This window comes from Klenkia sesuvii (assembly GCF_037083825.1).
GTDB lineage: Bacteria > Actinomycetota > Actinomycetes > Mycobacteriales > Geodermatophilaceae > Klenkia > Klenkia sesuvii.
Map to the genome: position 1 here is coordinate 1 of NZ_JBAPLU010000026.1, position 22,507 is coordinate 22,507.

Annotated in this window: 15 protein-coding genes; 8 read left to right on the forward strand and 7 right to left on the reverse strand. The window is 73.2% G+C overall.

The window, feature by feature from the left end:
• Positions 1-19: 19 nt before the first annotated feature.
• Positions 20-607: a C40 family peptidase gene (locus TEK04_RS18740; RefSeq protein ID WP_336405879.1), complete on the reverse strand. Its 588-nt coding sequence runs from the start codon at positions 605-607 to the stop codon at positions 20-22.
• A gap of 352 nt (positions 608-959) precedes the next feature.
• On the opposite strand from TEK04_RS18740, the gene TEK04_RS18745 reads away from it, so the two are divergent.
• A complete protein-coding gene (locus tag TEK04_RS18745) occupies positions 960-1,940 on the forward strand; it encodes a tetratricopeptide repeat protein (RefSeq protein WP_336405880.1) in 981 nt (326 codons plus the stop codon).
• Positions 1,941-1,962: 22 nt separating this feature from the next.
• Here the strand turns inward: TEK04_RS18745 and TEK04_RS18750 are convergent, their stop codons facing one another.
• The 5 genes from TEK04_RS18750 to TEK04_RS18770 all read right to left on the reverse strand — a co-directional run bounded on the left by TEK04_RS18750 (position 1,963) and on the right by TEK04_RS18770 (position 11,467).
• Complete coding sequence (locus TEK04_RS18750; protein ID WP_432277356.1) at positions 1,963-3,378, reverse strand: neutral zinc metallopeptidase; 1,416 nt, start codon at positions 3,376-3,378, stop codon at positions 1,963-1,965.
• Positions 3,379-3,505: 127 nt separating this feature from the next.
• Positions 3,506-6,190, reverse strand: a complete 2,685-nt coding sequence (glgB, locus tag TEK04_RS18755; RefSeq protein ID WP_336405882.1) for a 1,4-alpha-glucan branching protein GlgB — start codon at positions 6,188-6,190, stop codon at positions 3,506-3,508.
• Between the two features lie 53 nt (positions 6,191-6,243).
• Entirely contained in the window at positions 6,244-7,590 is a 1,347-nt protein-coding gene (locus TEK04_RS18760; protein ID WP_336405883.1) for a maltokinase N-terminal cap-like domain-containing protein, read from the reverse strand.
• A complete protein-coding gene (gene treS / locus TEK04_RS18765; protein WP_336405884.1) occupies positions 7,587-9,425 on the reverse strand; it encodes a maltose alpha-D-glucosyltransferase in 1,839 nt (612 codons plus the stop codon). Before treS ends, TEK04_RS18760 begins: the two co-directional genes overlap by 4 nt.
• Before the next feature lie 38 nt (positions 9,426-9,463).
• A complete protein-coding gene (locus TEK04_RS18770) occupies positions 9,464-11,467 on the reverse strand; it encodes an alpha-1,4-glucan--maltose-1-phosphate maltosyltransferase (RefSeq protein WP_336405885.1) in 2,004 nt (667 codons plus the stop codon).
• Positions 11,468-11,599: 132 nt separating this feature from the next.
• On the opposite strand from TEK04_RS18770, the gene glgP reads away from it, so the two are divergent.
• Entirely contained in the window at positions 11,600-14,149 is a 2,550-nt protein-coding gene (glgP, locus tag TEK04_RS18775; RefSeq protein ID WP_336405886.1) for an alpha-glucan family phosphorylase, read from the forward strand.
• Between the two features lie 205 nt (positions 14,150-14,354).
• The gene (locus TEK04_RS18780; RefSeq protein ID WP_336405887.1) at positions 14,355-15,332 is read left to right on the forward strand and encodes an FHA domain-containing protein; all 978 of its coding nucleotides are present in this window, start codon (positions 14,355-14,357) and stop codon (positions 15,330-15,332) included.
• Positions 15,333-15,531: 199 nt separating this feature from the next.
• Here the strand turns inward: TEK04_RS18780 and glgX are convergent, their stop codons facing one another.
• Complete coding sequence (gene glgX, locus TEK04_RS18785; RefSeq protein WP_336405888.1) at positions 15,532-17,673, reverse strand: glycogen debranching protein GlgX; 2,142 nt, start codon at positions 17,671-17,673, stop codon at positions 15,532-15,534.
• Between the two features lie 68 nt (positions 17,674-17,741).
• On the opposite strand from glgX, the gene TEK04_RS18790 reads away from it, so the two are divergent.
• From TEK04_RS18790 to TEK04_RS18810, 5 genes are all read left to right on the forward strand, one after another.
• Positions 17,742-18,542, forward strand: a complete 801-nt coding sequence (locus TEK04_RS18790) for an ABC transporter ATP-binding protein (protein WP_336405889.1) — start codon at positions 17,742-17,744, stop codon at positions 18,540-18,542.
• Between the two features lie 120 nt (positions 18,543-18,662).
• Complete coding sequence (locus TEK04_RS18795; protein WP_336405890.1) at positions 18,663-19,448, forward strand: enoyl-CoA hydratase/isomerase family protein; 786 nt, start codon at positions 18,663-18,665, stop codon at positions 19,446-19,448.
• Between the two features lie 10 nt (positions 19,449-19,458).
• A complete protein-coding gene (cds1, locus tag TEK04_RS18800) occupies positions 19,459-20,571 on the forward strand; it encodes an L-cysteine desulfhydrase Cds1 (RefSeq protein ID WP_336405891.1) in 1,113 nt (370 codons plus the stop codon).
• A gap of 105 nt (positions 20,572-20,676) precedes the next feature.
• Positions 20,677-21,438, forward strand: a complete 762-nt coding sequence (locus TEK04_RS18805) for an electron transfer flavoprotein subunit beta/FixA family protein (RefSeq protein ID WP_432277357.1) — start codon at positions 20,677-20,679, stop codon at positions 21,436-21,438.
• Between the two features lie 33 nt (positions 21,439-21,471).
• Positions 21,472-22,434 carry an electron transfer flavoprotein subunit alpha/FixB family protein gene (locus tag TEK04_RS18810; protein WP_336405893.1) on the forward strand — a complete coding sequence of 321 codons (963 nt, stop codon included), beginning with the start codon at positions 21,472-21,474 and terminating at the stop codon, positions 22,432-22,434.
• Positions 22,435-22,507: the final 73 nt, after the last annotated feature.

Consider the following 22,507-nt stretch of genomic DNA (forward strand, 5'->3'; position numbering starts at 1 on the left):
GGGGTGGAGTGGGGGCGGGTCAGGCGACGCGGGTGGCGCCGGCGTAGCCGGGCATGTCGACGCTGCCGGTGACGACGCCCGTGCTCGAGTTCAGCGCGTGCACGACCTGGCCGTCGCCGATGTAGATGGCCACGTGGCTGACCGGGGAGTAGTAGAAGACCAGGTCGCCCGGCAGCAGGGCCGAGCGGTCGACGGGGGTGCCCACGGTGGCCTGGTCGGCGCTGCGGCGGGGCAGCTCGACACCGGCCGCGGCGTAGGCCTGGGTGGTCAGCCCCGAGCAGTCGTAGGCGTCGGGCCCGTTGCCGCCGTAGGCGTAGGCCTTGCCGACCTGGGCCATCGCGAAGTCGACGGCCACCTGGGTCGCCGGGGTGGGCGCGACGACGCCCGAGGCCGGGGCGGCCGGGGCGGTCACCGCGGCCGGTGCTGCCTGCGCGCTGTCGGCCGTGCCGGGGAGTGCGCCGACGGCGAGCGCGGCGGCGGCCGCGGCCGTCACGACGAACCGGCCCACTCCGCGGCGCACCCGCAGGGCCGGCTGGGCCGCCGGCTGGTCGGCCGCGGCCGGGACGGTGGACGGGAGGGTGGGGGTGGGGGTCGAGCGGGTGGTCATCACGAGCAGCAGCCGTCCTCTCGGGTTCGTCCACCGGGCGGGACCCGCGACCGACCGTCCGGGGACGTCGGTGGTGGGTGGGTCGGGGGCAGCCGCGCTCCGGCGCGTCCTGGCTCGACACCCCGCGCGCTGCGGTCGGCGTCGAACTGCCCGGCCGGACCCTGGTGCGTCGGTGCTCGACGCCCGTCCCGGCGGGCCGGTCGGTGCGGGGCGGTGCCCCTGCGACCGGACCCGGCCACCGTAGGACGAGGCCCACCCCGGCCCGCAACCGCTCGTGACGGGGCTCACCCCGACCGCTGACGGAGGGCGGTGGCCGACGGCGGCGGTACCCACCCGGTGGGATCATGACCGCATGCAGCCGAACCGCCCCGCTCGACCCGGTCCGCCCACCGACCCCCGCGCCGCCGCGCAGCAGGCGCAGATGGCCGCCTCGCTGGCCGGTGCGGTCGACCTGGCGGCGGTCAAGGCACGGTCGGACGCCGCCGCCCGCGCCGCCGCGGCACCGCCCCCGGCGCCCGGTGGGCAGCCCGGCGCGGCCGGTGGCGCGGTGGTCGACGTCGACGAGGCCACCTTCCAGACCGAGGTCATCGACCGCTCCTTCCAGGTGCCCGTCGTGCTCGACCTGTGGGCCGAGTGGTGCGGGCCGTGCAAGCAGCTCTCCCCGGTGCTGGAGAAGCTGGCCGCCGAGGGCGGCGGCTCGTGGGTCCTGGCCAAGGTCGACGTCGACGCCAACCCCAACCTCGCCCAGGGCCTGCGGGTCCAGGGCATCCCGGCGGTCAAGGCCGTCTGGCAGGGGCAGCTCGTCGCGGAGTTCAGCGGTGCGATCCCCGAGGAGCAGGCCCGTCAGTTCGTCACCGAGCTGGTGGGTGCCACCACCGGGGGCGCGGTGCCCGGCGGCGGCGACGCCGAGCCCACCGAGCCCGAGGACCCCCGGCTCGACGCCGCCGAGGCCGCCCTGGACGCCGGTGACCTGGCGGGTGCGGAGGCGGCCTACCAGCAGATCCTCGACACCGAGCCGGCCCACCCGGTCGCGTCGGTGGCGATTAAGCAGGTGCAGCTCTTCCGCCGCGCGGAGGAGGCCGGCCCGAATGCGCTCGTCGACGCCGACGCCGCGCCCGACGACGTCGCCGCCCAGACCCGCGCCGCGGACTTCCTGCTGGGCACCGGTGACGTCGAGGGCGCCTTCACCCGGCTGCTCGACGTCGTCCGGCGCACGGCGGGCGAGGACCGGGACGCCGCCCGGGTGCACCTGGTCGAGCTGTTCGGCGTGGTCGGCGGAGACGACCCCCGGGTCACCGCCGCCCGCCGGCAGCTCTCGGCCGCCCTGTTCTAGCCGCCGGGACGGCGACCGTTCATCAGGCCTCCAACCCGCAGGAGGTGAGGCCGTACAGGAAGCCTTGCCGGAAGACGTCGACCAGCTGGAAGCCGGAGAGACCGACCTCGGGGAAGACGGTCGGGTCCGTGCCGTAGGTGAGCAGGAAGGTCACGGCCTCGTCGAAGTCACCCGGGGAGAGCTGGATGCCGTCCTCCCCGCGCACGACCTCGCCGTACAGCGCCGCGCCCGAGAACGCACCGGCCTGGCAGGTGGCCGAGCGGATCGCGTCCTGGTCGTCGGTCGACAGGCCCAGCTGGGCGCGCGCCGCCAGCCCGTAGGGGATGGCGACGGCGGTGAGCACGGCGTAGTCGCCGATCTCGGTGTAGGCGGGCCCGGCCAGGTCGGTGGCGTCGTAGTAGACGGTGTCGTCGTCGGCGCAGAACCCCACGGCGGCGTCCGGGGCCAGGCAGCCGGGGGCGTCGCCGTCGAACGGCTCGATCGTCGGCGCGCTGAAGTCGGTACCGAGGTCCTCGGGGAAGGAGTCCTCGAAGTAGATCGGCAGCGCGGTCTGCACCAGGCGGGCGGTCTCGGCCGGCGGGGCGTTGCCGTCGTTGGCGAGGTCCTGGTCGCTGAGGAACTCGCTCTGGGTGAAGACCCGGTCGGAGCCGTAGTTGTCCCGGCAGGCCGCGGCACCGCCGTCGTAGCCGTCCTGGATGGCCGAGACGCGGTCGAAGTAGGAACCGTGCGCCCGGCTGTCGTCGACGCCGGTGCCGGGCGGGTCGCGCACGATGGAGTACCCGGCCAGCAGGTCGTCCAGCTCGGGGGCGCGGATGGTCTCGTGCGAGGAGTTGCCGTCGGCGACCCACCGCGTCCAGGCGCCCGCGAAGCAGTCGGCCTGGGTCTCGACGTTGATCGAGGTGTCGTCGGCCGGGTAGCCGACCCGGCCCTGCACGGCGTGGCCGAACTCGTGCGCCATGATCAGCGCGGGCAGGAACCGACCGTAGGTGTCGCCGAGCTCCTGCAGGAAGTCCCGGTCGTAGCTGATGGAGTCCGCGGTCGCCTCCCCGGTGTCGGGGGGGCAGTAGAACGCGTTCTGCTCCACGTCCGCGGGGTCTGCCCCGCACCCGATCTCGCCGTCGGGGTAGGCGGAGGGGTCGACGTCGCCGGGGTCGACCGAGAAGTAGCCACCGGTGAGGGGGGCGAAGTCCTCGCCGTAGACCTCCGGGAACACCTGGGTCCAGTAGTCGACCAGGTCCGCGAGCGCGTTGCGCGAGGTCACGTCGGCCTCGGTCTCGGCGGCCCCGGTGATCGGGAAGTCCGCCGGGGCGACGTCGGTGATCGGCGGGCCGGCCGGGCTGGCCTGCCCGGCCACCTGCGTGGTGGCGCAGCCGGTGAGGACCACGGCGAGGGCCAGGATGCCGGCGGTCAGGGCCGCCGGGCGTGACGTCGAGGGCATGGGCTCCCGTTCTCCCGCGTCCGGACCGCGTCCGGACCGCCGTCCCATCATGGCCGACCCGGGCCCCGGACGCGACGAGACCGGTGACCCGGACGGGTCACCGGTCTCGCCGTTGCGGGCCGGGCGGTCAGTCCGCCGGCTGCTCCTCGTGCACGAACCAGGTGGTCGCCAGCGGCGGCGCGCTGACCACGGCCGAGAACGGCTGGCCGTGCCAGGGCTCGGGGACGGCGTCCACGCCGCCGAGGTTGCCCACCCCCGAGCCGCCGTAGGACTCGGCGTCGGTGTTGAGCACCTCGCGCCACCGGCCGCCGCGGGGCAACCCGATGCGGTACCCCTCGTGCGGGGCGCCGGCGAAGTTGGCCACGCAGGCCAGTGCCTGGCCGCCCTTGCCGTAGCGCAGGAAGCTCAGCACGTTGCCCGCGGCGTCGTTGGCGTCGATCCACTGGAAGCCGGCCGGGTCGACGTCCTGGCTCCAGAGGGCCTCGTTCTCCTTGTACCGGCCGTTGAGGTCGGCGACGAGGGAGAGGACCCCGCGGTGCGCCGGGTCGTCGAGGTGCCACCAGTCCAGCGACCGCGAGTCGGCCCACTCGCCGTCCTGGGCGAACTCCTGGCCCATGAACAGCAGCTGCTTGCCCGGGTGGGCCCACATGTAGGCCAGGTAGGCGCGCACGTTGGCCAGCTGCTGCCACCGGTCACCGGGCATCTTCCGCAGCAGCGAGCCCTTGCCGTAGACCACCTCGTCGTGGCTGATGGGCAGCACGTAGTTCTCGCTGTAGGCGTAGACCAGCGAGAACGTGAGCTGGTTGTGGTGGTAGACGCGGTGCACCGGCTGCTTCTCGACGTAGCCGAGCGAGTCGTGCATCCAGCCCATGTTCCACTTGAACCCGAAGCCCAGACCGCCCAGGTAGGTGGGCCGGGTGACCCCGGGCCAGGCGGTGGACTCCTCGGCGATGGTCATCACGCCGGGCACCTCGCGGTACACGGTCGCGTTCATCTCCTGCAGGAAGGCCACGGCCTCGAGGTTCTCCCGCCCGCCGTGCACGTTGGGCGTCCACTCGCCCTCCTTGCGGGAGTAGTCGAGGTAGAGCATCGAGGCCACGGCGTCGACCCGCAGGCCGTCGACGTGGAACTCCTTGCACCAGTAGAGGGCGTTGGCGACCAGGAAGTTGCGCACCTCCGACCGGCCGAAGTCGAAGACGAAGGTGCCCCAGTCCATCTGCTCGCCGCGGCGCGGGTCGCCGTGCTCGTAGAGCGCGGTGCCGTCGAAGCGGCCCAGCGACCACGCGTCCTTCGGGAAGTGCGCGGGCACCCAGTCGACGATGATGCCCAGGCCCGCCTGGTGGGCCTTGTCCACCAGGTAGCGGAAGTCGTCGGGCACGCCGAAGCGGGCCGAGGGGGCGTAGTACCCGGTGACCTGGTAGCCCCAGGACCCGCCGAAGGGGTGCTCGGCGACCGGCATGAACTCCAGGTGGGTGAACCCGGCGTGCACCGCGTACTCGACCAGCTCGTCGGCCAGCTGCCGGTAGGACAGGCCCTGCTTCCACGAGCCCACGTGCACCTCGTAGGCGCTGACCGGTCGCTCGTGCCAGTTGCCCTCGGCGCGGCTGGCCAGCCAGTCGTCGTCGCCCCACTCGTACTGCGAGTCGGTGATGACGCTGGCGTTGAGCGGGGGGACCTCGGTGGCGAAGGCCATGGGGTCGCTCTTCTCCCGCCACTGCCCGTCGCCACCCAGCACGTGGAACCGGTAGCGCTGACCGACCTCGGCCCCGGGCACGAAGATCTCCCAGACACCGGAGGACCCCAGCGAGCGCAGGGGGAGCGCGCGGGCCTGCCACCAGTCGAAGTCGCCGGTGACCTTGACCCCGCGGGCGTTCGGCGCCCACACGGCGAAGGACACCCCGCGGACGGTGCCGCCGGGGGTGTCGTAGCTGCGCACGTGCGCGCCGAGCACCTCCCACAGCCGCTCGTGCCGGCCCTCGCGGATCAGGTGCTGGTCGACCTCGCCGAGCGTGGGGAGCCAGCGGTAGGGGTCGTCGGCGAGGACGGTGTTCGTGCCGCCCTGGCCGTCGCCGTAGACGACCTCGACCCGGTAGTCGCCGGGCTGCTGGGGGAGGAGGGCCTCGTAGACCCCGGCGCCGTGCAGCTGCGGGGCCTCGTACCGGGTGCCGTCCTGGTCGACCACGGTCACCGCGACGGCGTCGGGGCGCAGGGTGCGCACCGCCCAGCCGTCGCCGACCGGGTGGGCACCGAGCACGGCGTGGGGGTCGTGCGACCAGCCCTCGACCACGGCGCGCACGGCGTCGGGGTCGACCGGGGCGCCGGCGACCTGCGCGGGCTCCTCGGCAGGGGTGGGGGCGGCGGCCCGGGTGCGGCCGGGCGAGGCGACGCCGGCCGGCGGGGGGTGGTCGTCACCGGCGTGCTGCGGGGGCGTGGCGTCGTCGGGCCCGTCGCCGCCGGGGGTCCCGTCGCCGTCGGGGCTGGTGGAGGCCGTGCTGATCTCGGCGGTCTCGGCGGGGGAGTCGCCACCGGTGCCCGCGTGGGTGCCGTCCTCGCGCGGCTCGGGGTGCGACACCTCGGCCGGGTCGCCGTCGGGCGGCTCGGGCTGCGGCGCGGACGGCGCCGCCGGGTTGCCGGGTTCGGCGACCGGTGCGGGGGCGACCACCGGGGTCGCGGTGATGCCCTGGCCCGGGTTGCTGGGGCTGTCGCGCTCGGCCTGCTCGCGCTCGGCCTGGAAGGCCTCGGTCTTCTCGGTGACCGCGCGCTGCAGGTCGTCGGGGTCGAGCGGGTCGTGGGGGGTGTCGTGCGTCGTCATCGAGCGCTCCGTCCTGCCGGTGCGCCCCGGGGGGCGCAGGTGTGTGGGGTCGGTCAGCTCGCGGCCGAGCGGGCCAGGGAGGCCAACGGGATCATCAACCAGTGCGGCCGGTTGCGCGCCTCGTAGACGCACTCGTAGACCGCCTTGTCCGCCTCCAGGGCGCGCAGCAGCGGGGAGGTCGCGGGATCGGTGCCGCTGGCCCCCGCGTACCCGGCGCAGAACGCGGTGCGGTTGCGCTCGGCCCACTCCTGGGCCCGGTAGGCCAGCTGGGGGTCCCCGGGCTGCTCGACGAGCATGTGCCGGGCGGCGTAGTCGAACGAGCGCAGCATGCCGGCGACGTCGCGCAGCGGGGAGTCCAGCTCGCGGCGGGCGGCCAGCGACCGCGCGGGCTCGCCCTCGAAGTCCAGCACGATCCACCCGGTGGTGGTGCGCAGCACCTGCCCCAGGTGCAGGTCGCCGTGCACCCGCTGCGCAGTGACCGGCTCGGTCAGCTCGCCGACCGACGCGTAGAGCGCGCGCAGCCCCTCGGCGTGCTCGGCCAGCTCGGGCACGATCGCGGTGGCCGCGTCGAGCCGGGCGGTGAGCTGGGTGGCCAGCTCGCCGTACCACTCGGGGCCGGCCACGGCGGTGGGCAGCACCTGGGCCAGGTCGCGGTGCACGCTGGCGGTCGCCTCGCCCAGCCGCTCGGCCTCGCCGGCGAAGTCGCCGCCGACCTCGTCGGCGTGCAGATCGGCCTCGGCGTAGAGGTCGCGCACGCTGGAGGTGGCCAGCCGCCACCCGTCGCTGGCGTTGGGGACGAAGGCCTGCAGGAACGCCACCGTCGAGGACCGGCCGTCGGGCTCGTCGACCTCGACGTGGCCCAGCAGCGGCGCGATGTGCGGGTTCTCGGTGGCCCGCAGGGCGTCGTGGACCTCGACATCGGGGTTCAGGCCGGGTTCCAGGCGGCGGAACAGCTTCATGATCGCGGTCTCGCCGTAGACGAGCGAGGTGTTGGACTGCTCGCCGGAGATGACGTCCCCGGGGACGCCCTCGGGGATGTAGGCCACCCCGGCCGGGTGGAAGTGCAGCGGGCCGACCGTGGAGGCCGCCACCAGGTGGGACAGCCAGGGCACGGTGGCCTCGCGGTCACGCATCCCGTCGTAGGCGTGGTTGTCCCCGACCGCGCCGACGTAGGCGTGGGCCAGGTCGTCGTCGACGGTGGCCCGCCACGACAGCGGTACTAGGTAGGTCTCGGTGACGTCGTCGGTGTAGGTGACCCGTACCCGGTGCACCGTGACGGCGGGGGTGCTCTCGTCGAGGAAGAAGCCGTCCTCGGTGGCCGAGGACCACTCCCTGCCCTTGCCGCCGAACCACCGCTGGTGCGGCATCCACTCGGCCAACAGGTCGGTCAGCGCGCTCATCGGGTGCTCCCCTCCACGCCCAGCCCGCCGCTCCCGCCGGGTGGGTCCTCGGTCGACCCGACGATGCCGGCCTCGAGCAACGACTGGGCGACGCTGGAGCTGGTCGCGGTGTCCCACGCCTCCAGGTCGGTCTCGTCGTCGGGCTGCGGCGCAACCGGCTTGGACAGCTCGAACCAGTAGAAGCCGTGCCCGGCGAGGGTCAGCATGTAGGGCAGGACGCCGACCTCGGGGAACTCCACCCGCCCGGTCAGCTCGATCGGGGTGCACCCCTCGAACCGCCGCAGGTCGAGCTCCACCGGCTGCGGGAACCGGGACAGGTTGTTCACGCACAGCACGACGTCGTCGCCGAACTCGCGGACGAAGGACAGCACGGTCGGGTTGCGCGACCCGATCTCGGTGAAGCTGCCGACGCCGAACGTCGGGTGCTCCTTGCGGACGGCGATCATCCGCCGGATCCAGTGCAGCATCGACGTGGTGTTGCGCATCTGCTGCTCGACGTTGGTGACCTGGTAGCCGTAGACCGGGTCGGCCACCAGCGGCAGGTGCATGCGCTGGGGGTCGGCGGTGGAGAACCCGCCGTTGCGGTCGGGGGTCCACTGCATCGGGGTGCGGACGCCGTCGCGGTCACCGAGCCAGATGTTGTCGCCCATGCCGATCTCGTCGCCGTAGTAGAGCACCGGAGAGCCGGGCAGCGACAGCAGCAGGGCGTTGAACAGCTCGAGGGTGTTGGTGTCGTTGTCCAGCAGCGGCGCCAGCCGTCGGCGGATGCCGATGTTGGCCTTCATGCGGGGGTCCTTGGCGTACTCGCCCCACATGTAGTCGCGTTCCTCGTCGGTGACCATCTCGAGGGTCAGCTCGTCGTGGTTGCGCAGGAAGACGCCCCACTGGCAGTTCTCGGGGATGTCCGGCGTCTGGGCCATGATCTCCGAGATCGGGAACCGCTGCTCGCGGCGCACGGCCATGAACAGCCGCGGCATGACCGGGAAGTGGAACGCCATCTGGCACTCGTCGCCGTCCTCGCCGAAGTACTCGACGACGTCGGCCGGCCACTGGTTGGCCTCGCACAGCAGGACCCGGTCGGGGTACTCGGCGTCGACGACCTTGCGGACGGTCTTGAGCAGCTCGTGGGTCTTGGGGAGGTTCTCGCAGTTGGTCCCCTCCTCCTCGAACAGGTAGGGGACGGCGTCCAGCCGGAACCCGTCGATGCCCAGGTCCAGCCAGAACCGCAGCGCGTCGAGGATGGCCTCGACCACCGCGGGGTTCTCGAAGTTCAGGTCGGGCTGGTGGCTGAAGAACCGGTGCCAGAAGTACTGCTTGCGCACCGGGTCGAAGGTCCAGTTCGAGACCTCGGTGTCGACGAAGATGATCCGCGCGTCGGAGTACTTGGTGTCGTCGTCGCTCCACACGTAGAAGTCGCCGTAGGGCCCGTCGGGGTCGTTGCGGCTGGCCTGGAACCAGGGGTGCTGGTCCGAGGTGTGGTTCATGACGAAGTCGATGATGATCCGCATGCCCCGCTCGTGGGCCTTGGCCACGAGCTCCTGGAAGTCCTCGATGTCGCCGAACTCGGGCAGCACCGCGGTGTAGTCGGCGACGTCGTAGCCGCCGTCGCGCAACGGGGAGGCGAAGAACGGCGGCAGCCACAGGCAGTCGACGCCCAGCCACTGCAGGTAGTCCAGCTTGCCGATCATGCCGCGCAGGTCGCCGATGCCGTCGGCGTTGCTGTCGGCGAAGCCGCGGACGAGCACCTCGTAGAAGACGGCGCGCTTGTACCACTCCGGGTCGGCGCCGGGGGCGGGCAGACCGGGACGGTCGGCGTGCGGTGCGGGGACGGTCATGGGGAGCTCAGGTCCTCGGGGTCTCGGGCGGGAACGGGTCAGCCCAGCGGGGCGTGCCGGGTGACGGTGAAGACGTGCGCGGGCTCCCGGTAGGGGTCGAGCTCGACGTAGTTGAACTGCCCCCACTCGTACTGGGCGCCGGTGATCTGGTCGGTCACGGTGAACCGGTCGGACCACTCCAGGCCCAGGGCCGCCATGTCCAGCGCCGTCGTCCCGATCTGGGTGTGCTGGCTGGAGAGGGTGACGACCACGAGGACGGCGTCGTCGGACCCCGGGTCGGTCTTGGAGAAGCAGAGCAGCTGGTCGTTGTCGACCGGGTGGAAGGTCAGCGTCCGCAGCTGCTGCAGCGCGGGGTGTTCGCGCCGGACCTGGTTCAACCGGGTCAGGTAGGGCGCCAGCGACCGGCCCTCGGCAGCAGCGGCCGCCCAGTCCCGCGGGCGCAGCTGGAACTTCTCCGTGTCCAGGTACTCCTCGCTGCCGGGCTTGAGCGCGACGTGCTCGAACAGCTCGTACCCGGAGTAGACGCCCCACGTCGGGCTCATCATCGAGGCGAGCACCGCGCGGATCTTGAACATCGGCGGTCCGCCGTACTGCAGCGAGGCGTGCAGGATGTCCGGGGTGTTCACGAAGAAGTTCGGCCGCATGTAGTGCGCCGTGCCGGCCAGGTCGCGGCCGTACTGCTCGATCTCCCACTTCTCGGTGCGCCAGGTGAAGTAGGTGTAGCTCTGGGTGAAGCCGACCCGGGCCAGCTGGTGCATCATCGCCGGCTTGGTGAACGCCTCGGCCAGGAAGAGCACGTCGGGGTGGCTCTTCTTCACGTCCCAGATCAGCCAGTGCCAGAAGTTGATGGCCTTGGTGTGCGGGTTGTCGACCCGGAAGACCTTCACGCCGGCGTCGATCCACACCTGCAGCACCCGCCGGGCCTCGGCGTAGATGCCGGCCGGGTCGTTGTCGAAGTTGATCGGGTAGATGTCCTGGTACTTCTTCGGCGGGTTCTCGGCGTAGGCGATGGTGCCGTCGGGCTTGGTGGTGAAGAACTCGGGGTGCTCGGTCACCCAGGGGTGGTCGGGTGCGGCCTGCAGCGCGAAGTCCAGCGCCACCTCCATGCCCAGCTCCCGGGTGCGGGCGACGAAGGCCTCGAAGTCGGCCATGGTGCCCAGCTCGGGGTGGACGGCGTCGTGGCCGCCGTCCGCGCTGCCGATCGCCCAGGGCGAGCCGACGTCGCCCTCGACGGTGGTCAGCGTGTTGTTCTTGCCCTTGCGGTTGACCGTGCCGATCGGGTGGATCGGCGGCAGGTAGACGACGTCGAACTCCATCGCCGCGATGGCCGGCAGCCGCTCCGCCGCGTCGGCGAACGTGCCGTGGGTGGGGACGCCGTCGACGACGGGGCCCTCCGACCGCGGGAAGAACTCGTACCAGGAGCCGTACAGCGCGCGCTCCCGGTCGACCCACACCTCGTAGCGGGGCGACCGGGTGACCAGGCGCCGGACCGGGTGGGCGTGCAGCAGCTCGGTCATGGCCGGCGCGAGGGCCGGGGCGAGGCGGGCGGTGAGCTCCAGCGACTCGTCGCGCAGCGCGGTGGCCGCCGCGGCGACGGCGGTGCGGTGCTCCTTGGGCACGGTCTTGCCGACGGCGTCCAGCAGCCGGGCGCCCTCCTCGAGGTCGTTGGCCAGGTCGGCCGCGCCCTGACCGGCCTCGACCTTGACCTCGACCGCGTGGTGCCAGGTGCCGATGGGGTCGTCCCAGGCCTCGACCTGGTAGGTCCACAGGCCCTCGCGGTCGGGGACGACCGTGGTGGTCCACCGGTCGGGCTGGTCGGAGTAGCGCTGCATGCGCTGCAGCGGGGCCTTGGGGGGACGCCTGCCGGGCGTGGCCGGTGGGCTCCACACCACGTTGGCGGCCACGGCGTCGTGCCCCTCGCGGAACACCGTGGCGGTGATCGGGACGTGCTCGCCGACGACGGCGCGGGCGGAGAACGCCCCGCACGCCACGACGGGTGCGACGTCGGTGATGCCCAGACGGAGGTCAGCTCGGCCAGTCACGCCGGCCACGCTATCGGCGCGGCCGGGGAAGAGCACCTCGGCTGCGGGACGCCCCCCGGACCTGCGGGACCAGGCGCCCGGGGGCCTCCCGACCCGCCCCGGGACGGCCCCGTCGCTGGCTAGGCTCCTCCCGTGCGAGCTCTCCGACGACTCACCGTCCGCGCAGCGCTCCCCGAGGCGCTGCTCCCGCTGGCCCCGCTGGTCATGAACCTCCGCTGGTCGTGGCACCCCGAGACCCGCGACCTGTTCGAGTCCGTCGACCCCGACCTGTGGGTCAGCTGCGGCAACGACCCGGTGCGCGTGCTCGGCGAGGTCTCGGCCGAGCGGCTGGCCGCCCTCGCCGGGGACCGCAAGTTCCTCCGCCGGCTGTCCGACGTCACCGACGACCTGCAGGACTACCTCGACGCCCCGCACTGGTACCAGTCGCTGGGGCCCGACGCCCCGGCGTCGATCGCCTACTTCTCGGCCGAGTTCGGCATCACCGAGGTGCTGCCGCAGTACTCCGGCGGCTTGGGCATCCTGGCCGGGGACCACCTCAAGGCCGCCTCCGACCTGGGGGTGCCGCTGATCGGGGTCGGTCTGCTGTACCGCGCCGGCTACTTCTCCCAGGGGCTGTCGGCCGACGGCTGGCAGCTGGAGCACTACCCGGCGCTGGACCCGCACGGCCTGCCGGTGAAGCTCATGCGCGACGCCGAGGGCAACGCCGTGGTCATCACCGTGCCGCTGCCGGAGGGGCGCACCCTGCACGCCCACGTGTGGCGCGCGCAGGTCGGCCGGGTCGCCCTGCTGCTGCTCGACAGCGACATCGAGGAGAACACCCCGGCAGAGCGCGGCGTCACCGACCGGCTCTACGGCGGCGGCGAGGACCACCGCCTGCGGCAGGAGATGCTGCTGGGCATCGGCGGGGTGCGCGCCGTGCGGGCCCACTGCGCGCTGACCGGCACCCCGCAGCCCGAGGTGTTCCACGCCAACGAGGGGCACGCCGGGTTCCAGGGCATCGAGCGCATCCGCGAGCTCACCGAGTCCCACGGCCTGTCCTTCGCCGAGGCCCTGCAGGCGGTGCGCGGCGGCACGGTCTTCACCACCCACACCCCGGTGCCCGCCGGCATCGACCGGTTCCCCCGGGCACTCGTGGAGCGCTACTTCGCGGGGTTCGGGGTGGGCGTGCACGACCTGCTGCCGCTGGGCGCGGAGGAGGACCCGACGAAGTTCAACATGGCCCACCTCGGCCTGCGGCTGGGCCAGCGGGCCAACGGCGTCAGCGAGCTGCACGGGCACGTCAGCCGCGACATGTTCGGTCACCTGTGGCCGGGCTTCGACTCCGACGACGTCCCGATCTCCTCGATCACCAACGGGGTGCACGCGGCCACCTGGACCGCGCGCGAACTGGTCGAGCTGGGTACCCAGACCTCCAGCCAGGGCGACCCGGTCGACGTCGCGGGCCCCGTGCGGTTCGACCAGGTCGACCGCATCGGGGCCGGTGAGCTGTGGGCCACCCGGCGGGTGCTGCGCGCGCGGCTGGTCGACGAGGTCCGTCGCCGGGTGCGCGAGACGGCGCTGTCGCGCGGGGCGTCGGAGGTCGAGGTCGGCTGGACCGACTCGGTGTTCGACCCCGACGTGCTCACCGTCGGGTTCGCCCGCCGCGTGCCCTCCTACAAGCGGTTGACCCTCATGCTCAAGGACCCGGCCCGGCTCAAGGCCCTGCTGCTGGACCCCGAGCGGCCGATCCAGCTGGTCATCGCCGGCAAGAGCCACCCGGCCGACGACGGCGGCAAGCAGCTGATCCAGCAGATGGTGAAGTTCGCCGACGACCCCGAGATCCGGCACCGCATCGCGTTCCTGCCCGGCTACGACATCGGCATGGCCCGCTACCTCTACTGGGGCTGCGACGTGTGGCTGAACAACCCGCTGCGGCCGCTGGAGGCCTGCGGCACGTCGGGCATGAAGTCCGCGCTGAACGGCGGGCTGAACCTGTCCATCAAGGACGGGTGGTGGGACGAGTGGTTCGACGGCCAGAACGGCTGGGCGATCCCCACCGCCGACGGCGTCGAGGACCCCGACCGGCGCGACGACGTCGAGGCGGCGGCCATCTACGAGCTGCTGGACCGCCAGGTGCTGCCGCGGTTCTACGAGACCGACCGCGACGGAGTGCCCACCCGTTGGGTCGAGATGGTCAAGCACACCCTCGCCGCCCTCGGGCCCAAGGTGCTGGCCAGCCGCATGGTGGCCGACTACGTGCAGCAGCTGTACGTGCCGGCGGCGGGGTCGGCCCGCGCCCTGGCCGAGGGCGGCTACCGGGTGGCCCGCGAGCAGGCGGCCTGGCGGTCGCACCTGCTGGCCAACTGGGGCAGCGTCCGGGTGGCCCACGTCGAGGCGACCGGGGTGGGCGACACCCCCGAGATCGGGTCCACCCTCGACCTGCGGGCCGAGGTGGAGCTGCCCGGGCTCGTGCCCGGCGACGTCGAGGTCCAGGCCGCCTACGGGCGGGTCGACGACACCGACGGGCTGCACGAGGTCACCGCGGTGCCGATGGCGCACGAGGCGACCGAGGGCAGCCGGCACTGGTTCGCCGCCACCATCCCGTTGGAGCGCACCGGCGCGTTCGGCTACACGGTGCGGGTGCTGCCCTCCTCCCCGGGGCTGGCCACCCCGGCCGAGCTCGGCGTCGTCACGACCGCCTGAGCGGGGCGGCTGGACGGTCGGCGCCCCGATCGTCCAGTCGCGCCCCCGGCGCCGACCGCCGCGGTGGTCGTCCCGGGGGTCTGGTGACCACCCGGTGGGGTCGTCGTGACTGGTGGTGACGGAGGGAGCATGTTCGTCGTCACGCCCCGGCGTGGCTGACCTCGGTGGCGGGCCCGGGTCGCCGGCGATCACTAGGGTGGCCGGCATGCCCGACCGTTGTGAGGTCCTGCCCGGAGAGAACGTCGTCGCCCGCCGTGCGGGTGGTCTGCTGTGGGTGGATGCCCCCGGCTCGCCCGCCCTCGTCGCGACGCTGCACGCCTGCCTCGGGGTCGCCGGCCCCGGCGCCGACCGGGTGCTGACCGCGGTCGCCGGCCAGGTCTCCTCCCTCGCCGCCGGCGGCGCCTCCTTCGCCCTCGTGCTCACCGACTCCGCCGACGGCTCCGGGGCCGGCGTGGCGCTGTGGTCGGGCAAGGGGCAGCCCGCGGTCGACGGCGTGCCGGTGTCGGGCCGGGCCACCGACGGCGGGTGCACGCTGGCCAGCGGCTTCGACCTGGGCGCCAGCCTCTACGTCGGGCCCGGTTCGGCCCCCTCGCCCGTGCCGCCGGGGGTGGCCTACGACCTCGTCGAGGGCACCGTGCCCGGTGGGGGTGCCACCCTCCAGCTGGCCGCGGCCACGCCCGTCTCGGTCGCCGTCCCGGCCCCGCAGGGCGCGCCGGCCGCCGAGCGGTTCACCGCAGGCTCGGACTCCGGCTTCAGCTCCCCGTCGGCCGCGCCGGTCTCCGAGCCGCAGCCCGCTGCTCAGCCCGGCGCGGCCACCGCCTTCTGGCAGCCCGACCCGCCGGCCGCGCCCGTGCTGCGGTTCGACGACGGCATGGTCGTCGACGTCGACAACGACCTCGTGCTGGGCCGCCGTCCCGACGGCCACGAGCTGGTGACCTCCGGCACCGCCCGGCCGGTGCCGATCGCCGACACCCAGAACGTGCTGTCCTCGGCCCACGCCGCGATCCAGCGCGCCGGCCGCGAGGTGTCCCTGGTCGACCTGGGCTCCCTCAACGGCACCCACGTGGCCGGCCCCGACGCCACCGAGTGGACCCAGCTCGAGCCGGGTGTCGCCCACGCCCTCGCCGACGGCGACCGGTTGCTGCTGGGCTGGACGGTCATCACCTTCGAGCAGCCGGAATAGGAAGGGTCGCGAGGAGGGTCCCCGATCGAGCGACGGGACCCGACCGCGCAGGCCGGGGACGAACGCGCGGGGCGACGTCGGCCCGTGCCCCGGGTGACTCCGAGGAGGGGGCCCGGAGGGTCCCCGACCGAGGAGCTCAGCGGCTCCACCGAGGTCGGGGACGGCTCTTGGCCGCGGTGCGATCCGGAGGATCGCCGTGTCACGGCCTGCGCAGGACGCGCAGGGCCCAGACGGTGCGGGCGGGCATCGTGATCGGCCCGGGGGCGACCACGGCGGGGCGGGCCGGGGCGCCGGTGGGCCACTCGGTGGACACCGCGAACTCGTAGCCGTCGGCCCACGGGGCCCCGGGCAGGTGCACCTCGACGTCCTCGGGCCCGGCGTGCACCCAGACCAGCCACGAGTCGTCGACCACGGGGCGGCCGCGCTCGTCGCGGTGCCGGATGCCGCGGCCGTCGAGGTACATCCCGATGGTCTGCAGCCCGGTGTCGTACCAGTCCTCGGTCGTGAGCTGGCCGCCGCTGGGGGCGAACCAGGCCAGGTCGCGGGTGCCCCCGGAGCCGGGCACCTCGTGGCCGTCGAAGAACGCCTCCTGGCGCAGGGCCGGGGAGGACCGGCGCAGGGCCACCAGGCGCGAGGTGAAGGTCCACAGGTCGGCGTCGATCGCGCCCCAGTCCAGCCACGACAGCTCGGAGTCCTGGCAGTAGGCGTTGTTGTTGCCCTCCTGCGTGCGGCCGAGCTCGTCGCCGGCGGTCAGCATGGGCACGCCGGTGGACAGCAGCAGCGTGGCCAGCACGTTGCGCACCTGCTTGGCCCGCAGCTCCATCACCGCGGGGTCGTCCGAGGGGCCCTCGACACCGCAGTTCCACCCGCGGTTGTGGCCCTCGCCGTCGCGGTTGTCCTCGCCGTTGGCCTCGTTGCGCTTGGTCTCGTAGGTGTAGAGGTCGCGCAGGGTGAAGCCGTCGTGCGCGGTCACGAAGTTCACCGACGCGAACGGACGTCGTCCGTCGGACCGGTAGAGGTCGCTGGACCCGGTGAGCCGGTAGGCGAGGTCCCGGACGCCGACGTGCTGGCCGGACCACACGTCGCGCACGGTGTCGCGGTACTTGCCGTTCCACTCGGTCCACAGCGGCGGGAAGTTGCCCACCTGGTAGCCGCCCTCCCCGATGTCCCACGGCTCGGCGATCAGCTTCACCTGCGACACGACCGGGTCCTGGTGGACGACGTCGAAGAACGCCGACAACCGGTCGACGTCGTGGAAGGAGCGGGCCAGCGCCGAGGCGAGGTCGAACCGGAAGCCGTCGACGTGCATCTCGGTGACCCAGTAGCGCAGCGAGTCCATCAGCAGCGCCAGCACCTGCGGACGGCGGACGTCGAGGGTGTTCCCGCACCCGGTGTAGTCGGTGTAGCGGTCGGGCTGACCGGCGCCCAGGCGGTAGTAGCCGCCGTTGTCGATGCCCTTGAACGACAGCGTCGGGCCGGTGTGGTCGCCCTCGGCGGTGTGGTTGTAGACGACGTCGAGGATGACCTCGATGCCCGCGGCGTGCATGGCCTTGACCATCGCCTTGAACTCGGTGACCTGCGCGCCGCCGGCGCCGGCGGAGGAGTAGGCCGCGTGCGGGGCGAAGTAGCCGAGGGTGTTGTAGCCCCAGTAGTTGGTCAGCCCGCGGCGCAGCAGGTGCGGCTCGGAGACGAAGTGGTGCACCGGCAGCAGCTCGACCGCCGTCACCCCGAGGGAGACCAGGTGCTCGACGAAGGCCGGGTGCGCGAGCCCGGCGTAGGTGCCGCGCAGGGCGGGGGGCACGTCGGGGTGGCGCATCGTCGCGCCCTTGACGTGCACCTCGTAGATCACCGTGTCCGACCAGGCGGTGCGCGGCGGCGCGTCGCCGGCCCACGGGAAGGAGTCGTGGATGACCACCCCGCGCGGCACGAACGGTGCGGAGTCCGCCGGGTCGGCCGTGGCCGAGTCGGGGTGGCCGGTGGCGTAGCCGAAGAGCGCGGGGTCCAGGGTCAGGTCGCCGTCGACGGCCCGGGCGTAGGGGTCCAGCAGCAGCTTGGCCGGGTTGTACCGCGCGCCCGAGGCCGGGTCGTAGCCGCCGTGCACCCGGTAGCCGTAGCGCTGGCCCGGGCCCACCCCGGGCAGCCGGCCGTGCCACACCTGGTGGGTCGTCTCCTGCAGCCGCTGCCGGTGCTCGGTGCCGTCGGGGTCGAACAGGCACAGGTCGACCGCGGTCGCGCCGGCCGACCAGAGCGCGACGTTGGTCCCGGTGCCGTCCCAGTGCGCCCCCAGCGGGGCGGGACTGCCGGGCCACACCTCGGACGGACGACCAGCTGCACGATCCACCCGGCCATCGTGCCCGACACCCGGGTGGGGACGGCGGACCTGCGCGGCGCGGTTGGTTGGATGGGGGCGTGACGACCGCGCAGCCGACCGCAGTGGTGCAGATGTCCGGTGTCGACGTCGTGCGGGGGGCCACGCACCTGCTGCGCGGGGTGGACTGGACGGTGCGGGAGGACGAGCGCTGGGTGCTGCTGGGCCCCAACGGGGCGGGCAAGACCACCCTCATGCAGCTGGCCTCGGCCCAGATGCACCCCACCCGCGGCACCGTGACGCTGCTGGGGGAGACCCTGGGGGCGGTCGACGTGTTCGAGCTGCGCCCCCGCATCGGGCTCACCAGCGCCTCGCTGGCCCAGCGCATCGCCCCGGCCGAGCGGGTGGGCGACGTGGTGGTCTCCGCCGGCTACGCGGTCGTCGGGCGGTGGCGCGAGCGGTACGACGTCCACGACCTGACCCGGGCCGGCATGCTCATGGAGCAGTGGGGGGTGGCGCCCTACGCCAACCGGCCCTTCGGCACCCTCAGCGAGGGCGAGCGCAAGCGCACGCAGATCGCCCGCGCGCTCATGACCGACCCCGAGCTGCTGCTGCTCGACGAGCCCGGTGCCGGCCTGGACCTCGGTGGCCGCGAGGACCTCGTGAGGCGGTTGACCGACCTGGCCCGCGACCGGTACGCCCCGGCGCAGGTGCTGGTCACCCACCACGTCGAGGAGATCCCGCCCGGCTACACCCACGCGATGCTCCTGCGCGGGGGCGGTGTGGTGGCCGCCGGGCCGGTCGACGACGTCCTCACCGCCGACCTCCTCGGCGAGACGTTCGGCCTGCCGCTGGCCCTGGGCCGGGTGCGCGGCCGCTTCACCGCCCGCCGCGCGACGTGACGGGGCCCCACCCGCGGCATGGGAGCCCATGCACCCGGTGACGGGGCCCGGGACCGGGTGCATGGGCTCCCATGCCTAGGGTCAGCGACGAGACCCATCGACGACGCTGGAGGACGACGCATGGCCGAGCCGGAGTTCGTGACGCTGCAGGTCGAGGACGGCGTGGGCACCATCCGCCTGGACCGCCCGAAGATGAACGCCATCGACGAGCAGCTGCACCGGGAGGTGCGCGCGGCCGCGCAGGAGGCCGGCAGCCGTGCCGACGTCCGGGCGGTGGTCATCTACGGCGGCGAGCGGGTCTTCGCCGCGGGCGCGGACATCAAGGCCATGTCCCAGCTCGACGGCTCCTCGATGGTGGCGTGGGGGCGGGAGCTGACCAGTTCCTTCCGCGAGGTCGCCCGGGTGCCCAAGCCGGTCATCGCCGCGATCACCGGCTACGCGCTGGGCGGGGGCTACGAGCTGGCGCTGTGCGCGGACTTCCGGGTGATGGGGGAGTCGGCCAAGATGGGCCAGCCCGAGATCCTGCTCGGGGTCATCCCGGGCGCCGGCGGCACCCAGCGGTTGGCCCGCCTGGTCGGCCCGGCCAAGGCCAAGGACCTGGTGTTCACCGGCCGGCACGTCGGTGCCCAGGAGGCGCTGGAGCTGGGCCTGGTGGACGCCGTCGTCCCCGACGACCAGGTGTACGCCGCGAGCAGGGCCATGGCCGCCAAGTTCGCCGCCGGTCCGCCGCTGGCGCTGGCCGCGGCCAAGCGGGCGATCGACGAGGGTCTGGACGGCACGCTGGACCACGGCCTGGCCCTGGAGAGCGAGCTGTTCGCCGGTCTGTTCGACACCGAGGACCAGAAGACCGGCATGGCCTCCTTCCTGTCCGAGGGGCCGGGCAAGGCCACCTTCACCGGCCGATGAGCGCCCGCCGATGAGCGAGCGGCCCGCCCACCTGGACCGGTGCGACGAGGTCGGGCGGGCCTGGGTCGAGCGCGCCGTCGCGCTGGTCGAGGCCGACGCCCGGCGCAGCGCCGACACCCACCTGCTGGTCTACCCGCTGCCCCCGGAGTGGGGCGTGCAGCTCTACCTCAAGGACGAGTCGACCCACCCCACGGGCAGCCTCAAGCACCGGCTGGCCCGCTCGCTGTTCCTGCACGCCCTGTGCTCGGGCTGGATCGGGTCGGGCTCGACCGTGGTGGAGGCCTCCAGCGGGTCGACGGCGGTGAGCGAGGCCTACTTCGCCCGCATGCTCGGCCTGCCCTTCGTCGCCGTCATGCCGGCCTCCACCAGCCCCGAGAAGATCGCCCTCATCGAGTTCCACGGCGGTCGCTGCCACCTGGTCGCCGACGCCGGGACCGTGTACGACGAGGCCCGGCGCATCGCCGCCGAGACCGGCGGGCACTACCTCGACCAGTTCACCCACGCCGAGCGGGCCACCGACTGGCGCGGCAACAACAACATCGCCGAGTCGGTGTTCGAGCAGCTGGCGGCCGAGGAGAACCCGGTGCCCGAGTGGGTCGTGGTCGGGGCCGGCACCGGGGGCACGAGCGCGACCATCGGGCGGTACCTGCGCTACCGGCGGTTGCCCACCCGGCTGGCCGTGGTGGACCCGGAGGGTTCGGCGTTCTTCCCCGGCTGGCGGGACGGTGACCCGGGTGCCACCGGCACGTCCTCGCGCATCGAGGGCATCGGCCGGCCACGGGTGGAGCCCTCGTTCGTGCCGACCATCGTCGACCGCATGTTCTGCGTGCCCGACGCGGCGTCGGTCGCGGCGGTGCGGCACCTGGAGACGGTGACCGGCCGCCGGGCCGGTGGTTCGACCGGCACGAACCTGTGGGGTGCCTTCCAGCTCGTCGCCGAGCTGGTGGCCGCCGGACGGCGGGGGAGCGTGGTCACCCTGCTGTGCGACGGCGGCGAGCGCTACGCGCACACCTACTACTCCGACGCCTGGCTGGCCGAGCAGGGCATGGACCCGGCGCCCTACCGGCGGACCCTCGAACGGTTCGCGGTCAGTGGTGACTGGTCTCACCCGCAGGCGGCCTGACGACCGCACGTTACCGGCTAGTAACGTGAATCATCGATGCGTGCGCGGGCTCCGTGCCCGCAACCCGAGACCACCCGCGGAGGTGCGATGAACATCGTCGTTCTTGTGAAGCAGGTCCCCGACTCCGGCAGCGAGCGTGCGCTGGACAGCGCGGACAACACCGTCGCCCGCGCGAGCGCGGACAACGTCATCAACGAGATGGACGAGTACGCCATCGAGGAGGCGCTGACGGTCAAGGAGTCCCAGGGCGGTGAGGTCACCGTGCTGACCGTCGGCCCGGCCGGGGCCACCGACGCCATCCGCAAGGCCCTGTCGATGGGTGCGGACAAGGCGGTGCACGTCACCGACGACGCCATCCACGGCTCGTGCGCGGTGCAGACCTCGGCGGTCATCGCCGCGGCGCTGTCGCAGCTGGAGTACGACCTGGTCATCTGCGGGGCCGAGTCCACCGACGGCCAGGTGTCGGTCATGCCGGCCCTGCTGTCCGAGCGACTGGGTGTGCCGCACCTGTCCGGCGCCCGCAAGCTCACCGTCGAGGGCTCCACGCTCAAGGTCGAGCGGCAGACCGACGGCGGGTTCTGGGCCCTGGAGGCGCAGACCCCGGCCATCGTGAGCACCTGGGACACCATCAACGAGCCGCGCTACCCCTCCTTCAAGGGGATCATGGCCGCCAAGAAGAAGCCGGTGGAGACCAAGTCGCTGGCCGACCTGGGCGTCGACGCGGGCTCGGTCGGCCTGGCCACCGCGACCAGCCAGGTGCTGGACTTCGCCGGCCGTCCGCCCAAGGGCGAGGGCGTCAAGGTGACCGACGAGGGCGACGGCGCCGAGAAGCTCGTGGGCTACCTGGCCAGCCAGAAGATCGTCTGACGCGCAGAGCCCTCGAAGGAGAAGAGAACAGTCATGGCTGAAGTCCTGGTCCTCGTCGAGGTCGCCCCCGACGGCTCCGGCGTCCGCAAGACCACCCTGGAGGCGTTGACCGCCGCCCGCGCGCTCGGCGAGCCCTCGGCCGTTGTCCTCGGCGCGCCCGGCACCGCCGCGTCGGTGAAGGACGCCCTCGCCGAGTACGGCGCCGCCAAGGTGCTGGTCGGCGAGTCCGACGACATCGACGCCTACCTGGTGGCCCCCAAGGCCGAGGTGCTGGCCCAGCTGGTCACCGACCGCTCGCCGGCCGCCGTCGTCATCCCCTCCACGCCCGAGGGCAAGGAGGTCGCCGGCCGGCTGGCGATCAAGACCGGCTCGGGGTTCCTCACCGACGTCACCGAGATCGCCGCCGACGGCACCGCCACCCAGGTGGCCTTCGCCGGCGCGACCATCGTGCACTCCAAGGTCACCGCCGGTACCCCCATCTACACCCTGCGCGGCAACTCGGTCGCCCCCGAGGCCGCCGCCGGTGCGGCCGAGGAGGAGACGATCGCCGTCTCGATCTCCGACGCCGCCAAGCAGACCCGCGTGGTCGACCGGGTGGTCGAGCAGAAGTCCGACCGCCCCGAGCTCACGGAGGCCGCCATCGTGGTCTCCGGTGGTCGTGGCGTGGCCTCGGCGGAGAACTTCTCCGTCATCGAGGGCCTGGCCGACTCCCTGGGCGCGGCCGTCGGTGCCTCCCGCGCCGCGGTCGACTCGGGCTTCTACCCGCACTCGTTCCAGGTCGGGCAGACCGGCAAGACGGTGTCGCCGCAGCTCTACATCGCGGTGGGCATCTCCGGGGCCATCCAGCACCGGGCCGGCATGCAGACCTCGAAGAACATCGTCGCGGTCAACAAGGACCCCGAGGCGCCGATCTTCGAGCTGGCCGACTTCGGCGTCGTGGGCGACCTGAACACCGTCGTCCCCGCCGCGACGGAGCAGATCACCGCCCGCAAGTAACGTCCGCCTGCCCAGCGTTGATCAGGGGCCCTGACCGAAGTCCGTCCCCCTGCACCAGATGTGGTGCAGGGGG

What these genes read in the sequence shown, in the direction of transcription:
- treS (WP_336405884.1), bottom strand. Translation starts at nt 9,425, where the DNA reads ATGACCGTCCCCGCACCGCACGCCGACCGTCCCGGTCTGCCCGCCCCC.
- TEK04_RS18750 (WP_432277356.1), bottom strand. Translation starts at nt 3,378, where the DNA reads ATGCCCTCGACGTCACGCCCGGCGGCCCTGACCGCCGGCATCCTGGCC.
- TEK04_RS18740 (WP_336405879.1), bottom strand. Translation starts at nt 607, where the DNA reads ATGACCACCCGCTCGACCCCCACCCCCACCCTCCCGTCCACCGTCCCG.
- TEK04_RS18780 (WP_336405887.1), top strand. Translation starts at nt 14,355, where the DNA reads ATGCCCGACCGTTGTGAGGTCCTGCCCGGAGAGAACGTCGTCGCCCGC.
- glgB (WP_336405882.1), bottom strand. Translation starts at nt 6,190, where the DNA reads ATGACGACGCACGACACCCCCCACGACCCGCTCGACCCCGACGACCTG.
- TEK04_RS18810 (WP_336405893.1), top strand. Translation starts at nt 21,472, where the DNA reads ATGGCTGAAGTCCTGGTCCTCGTCGAGGTCGCCCCCGACGGCTCCGGC.
- TEK04_RS18795 (WP_336405890.1), top strand. Translation starts at nt 18,663, where the DNA reads ATGGCCGAGCCGGAGTTCGTGACGCTGCAGGTCGAGGACGGCGTGGGC.
- TEK04_RS18760 (WP_336405883.1), bottom strand. Translation starts at nt 7,590, where the DNA reads ATGAGCGCGCTGACCGACCTGTTGGCCGAGTGGATGCCGCACCAGCGG.
- cds1 (WP_336405891.1), top strand. Translation starts at nt 19,459, where the DNA reads ATGAGCGAGCGGCCCGCCCACCTGGACCGGTGCGACGAGGTCGGGCGG.
- TEK04_RS18745 (WP_336405880.1), top strand. Translation starts at nt 960, where the DNA reads ATGCAGCCGAACCGCCCCGCTCGACCCGGTCCGCCCACCGACCCCCGC.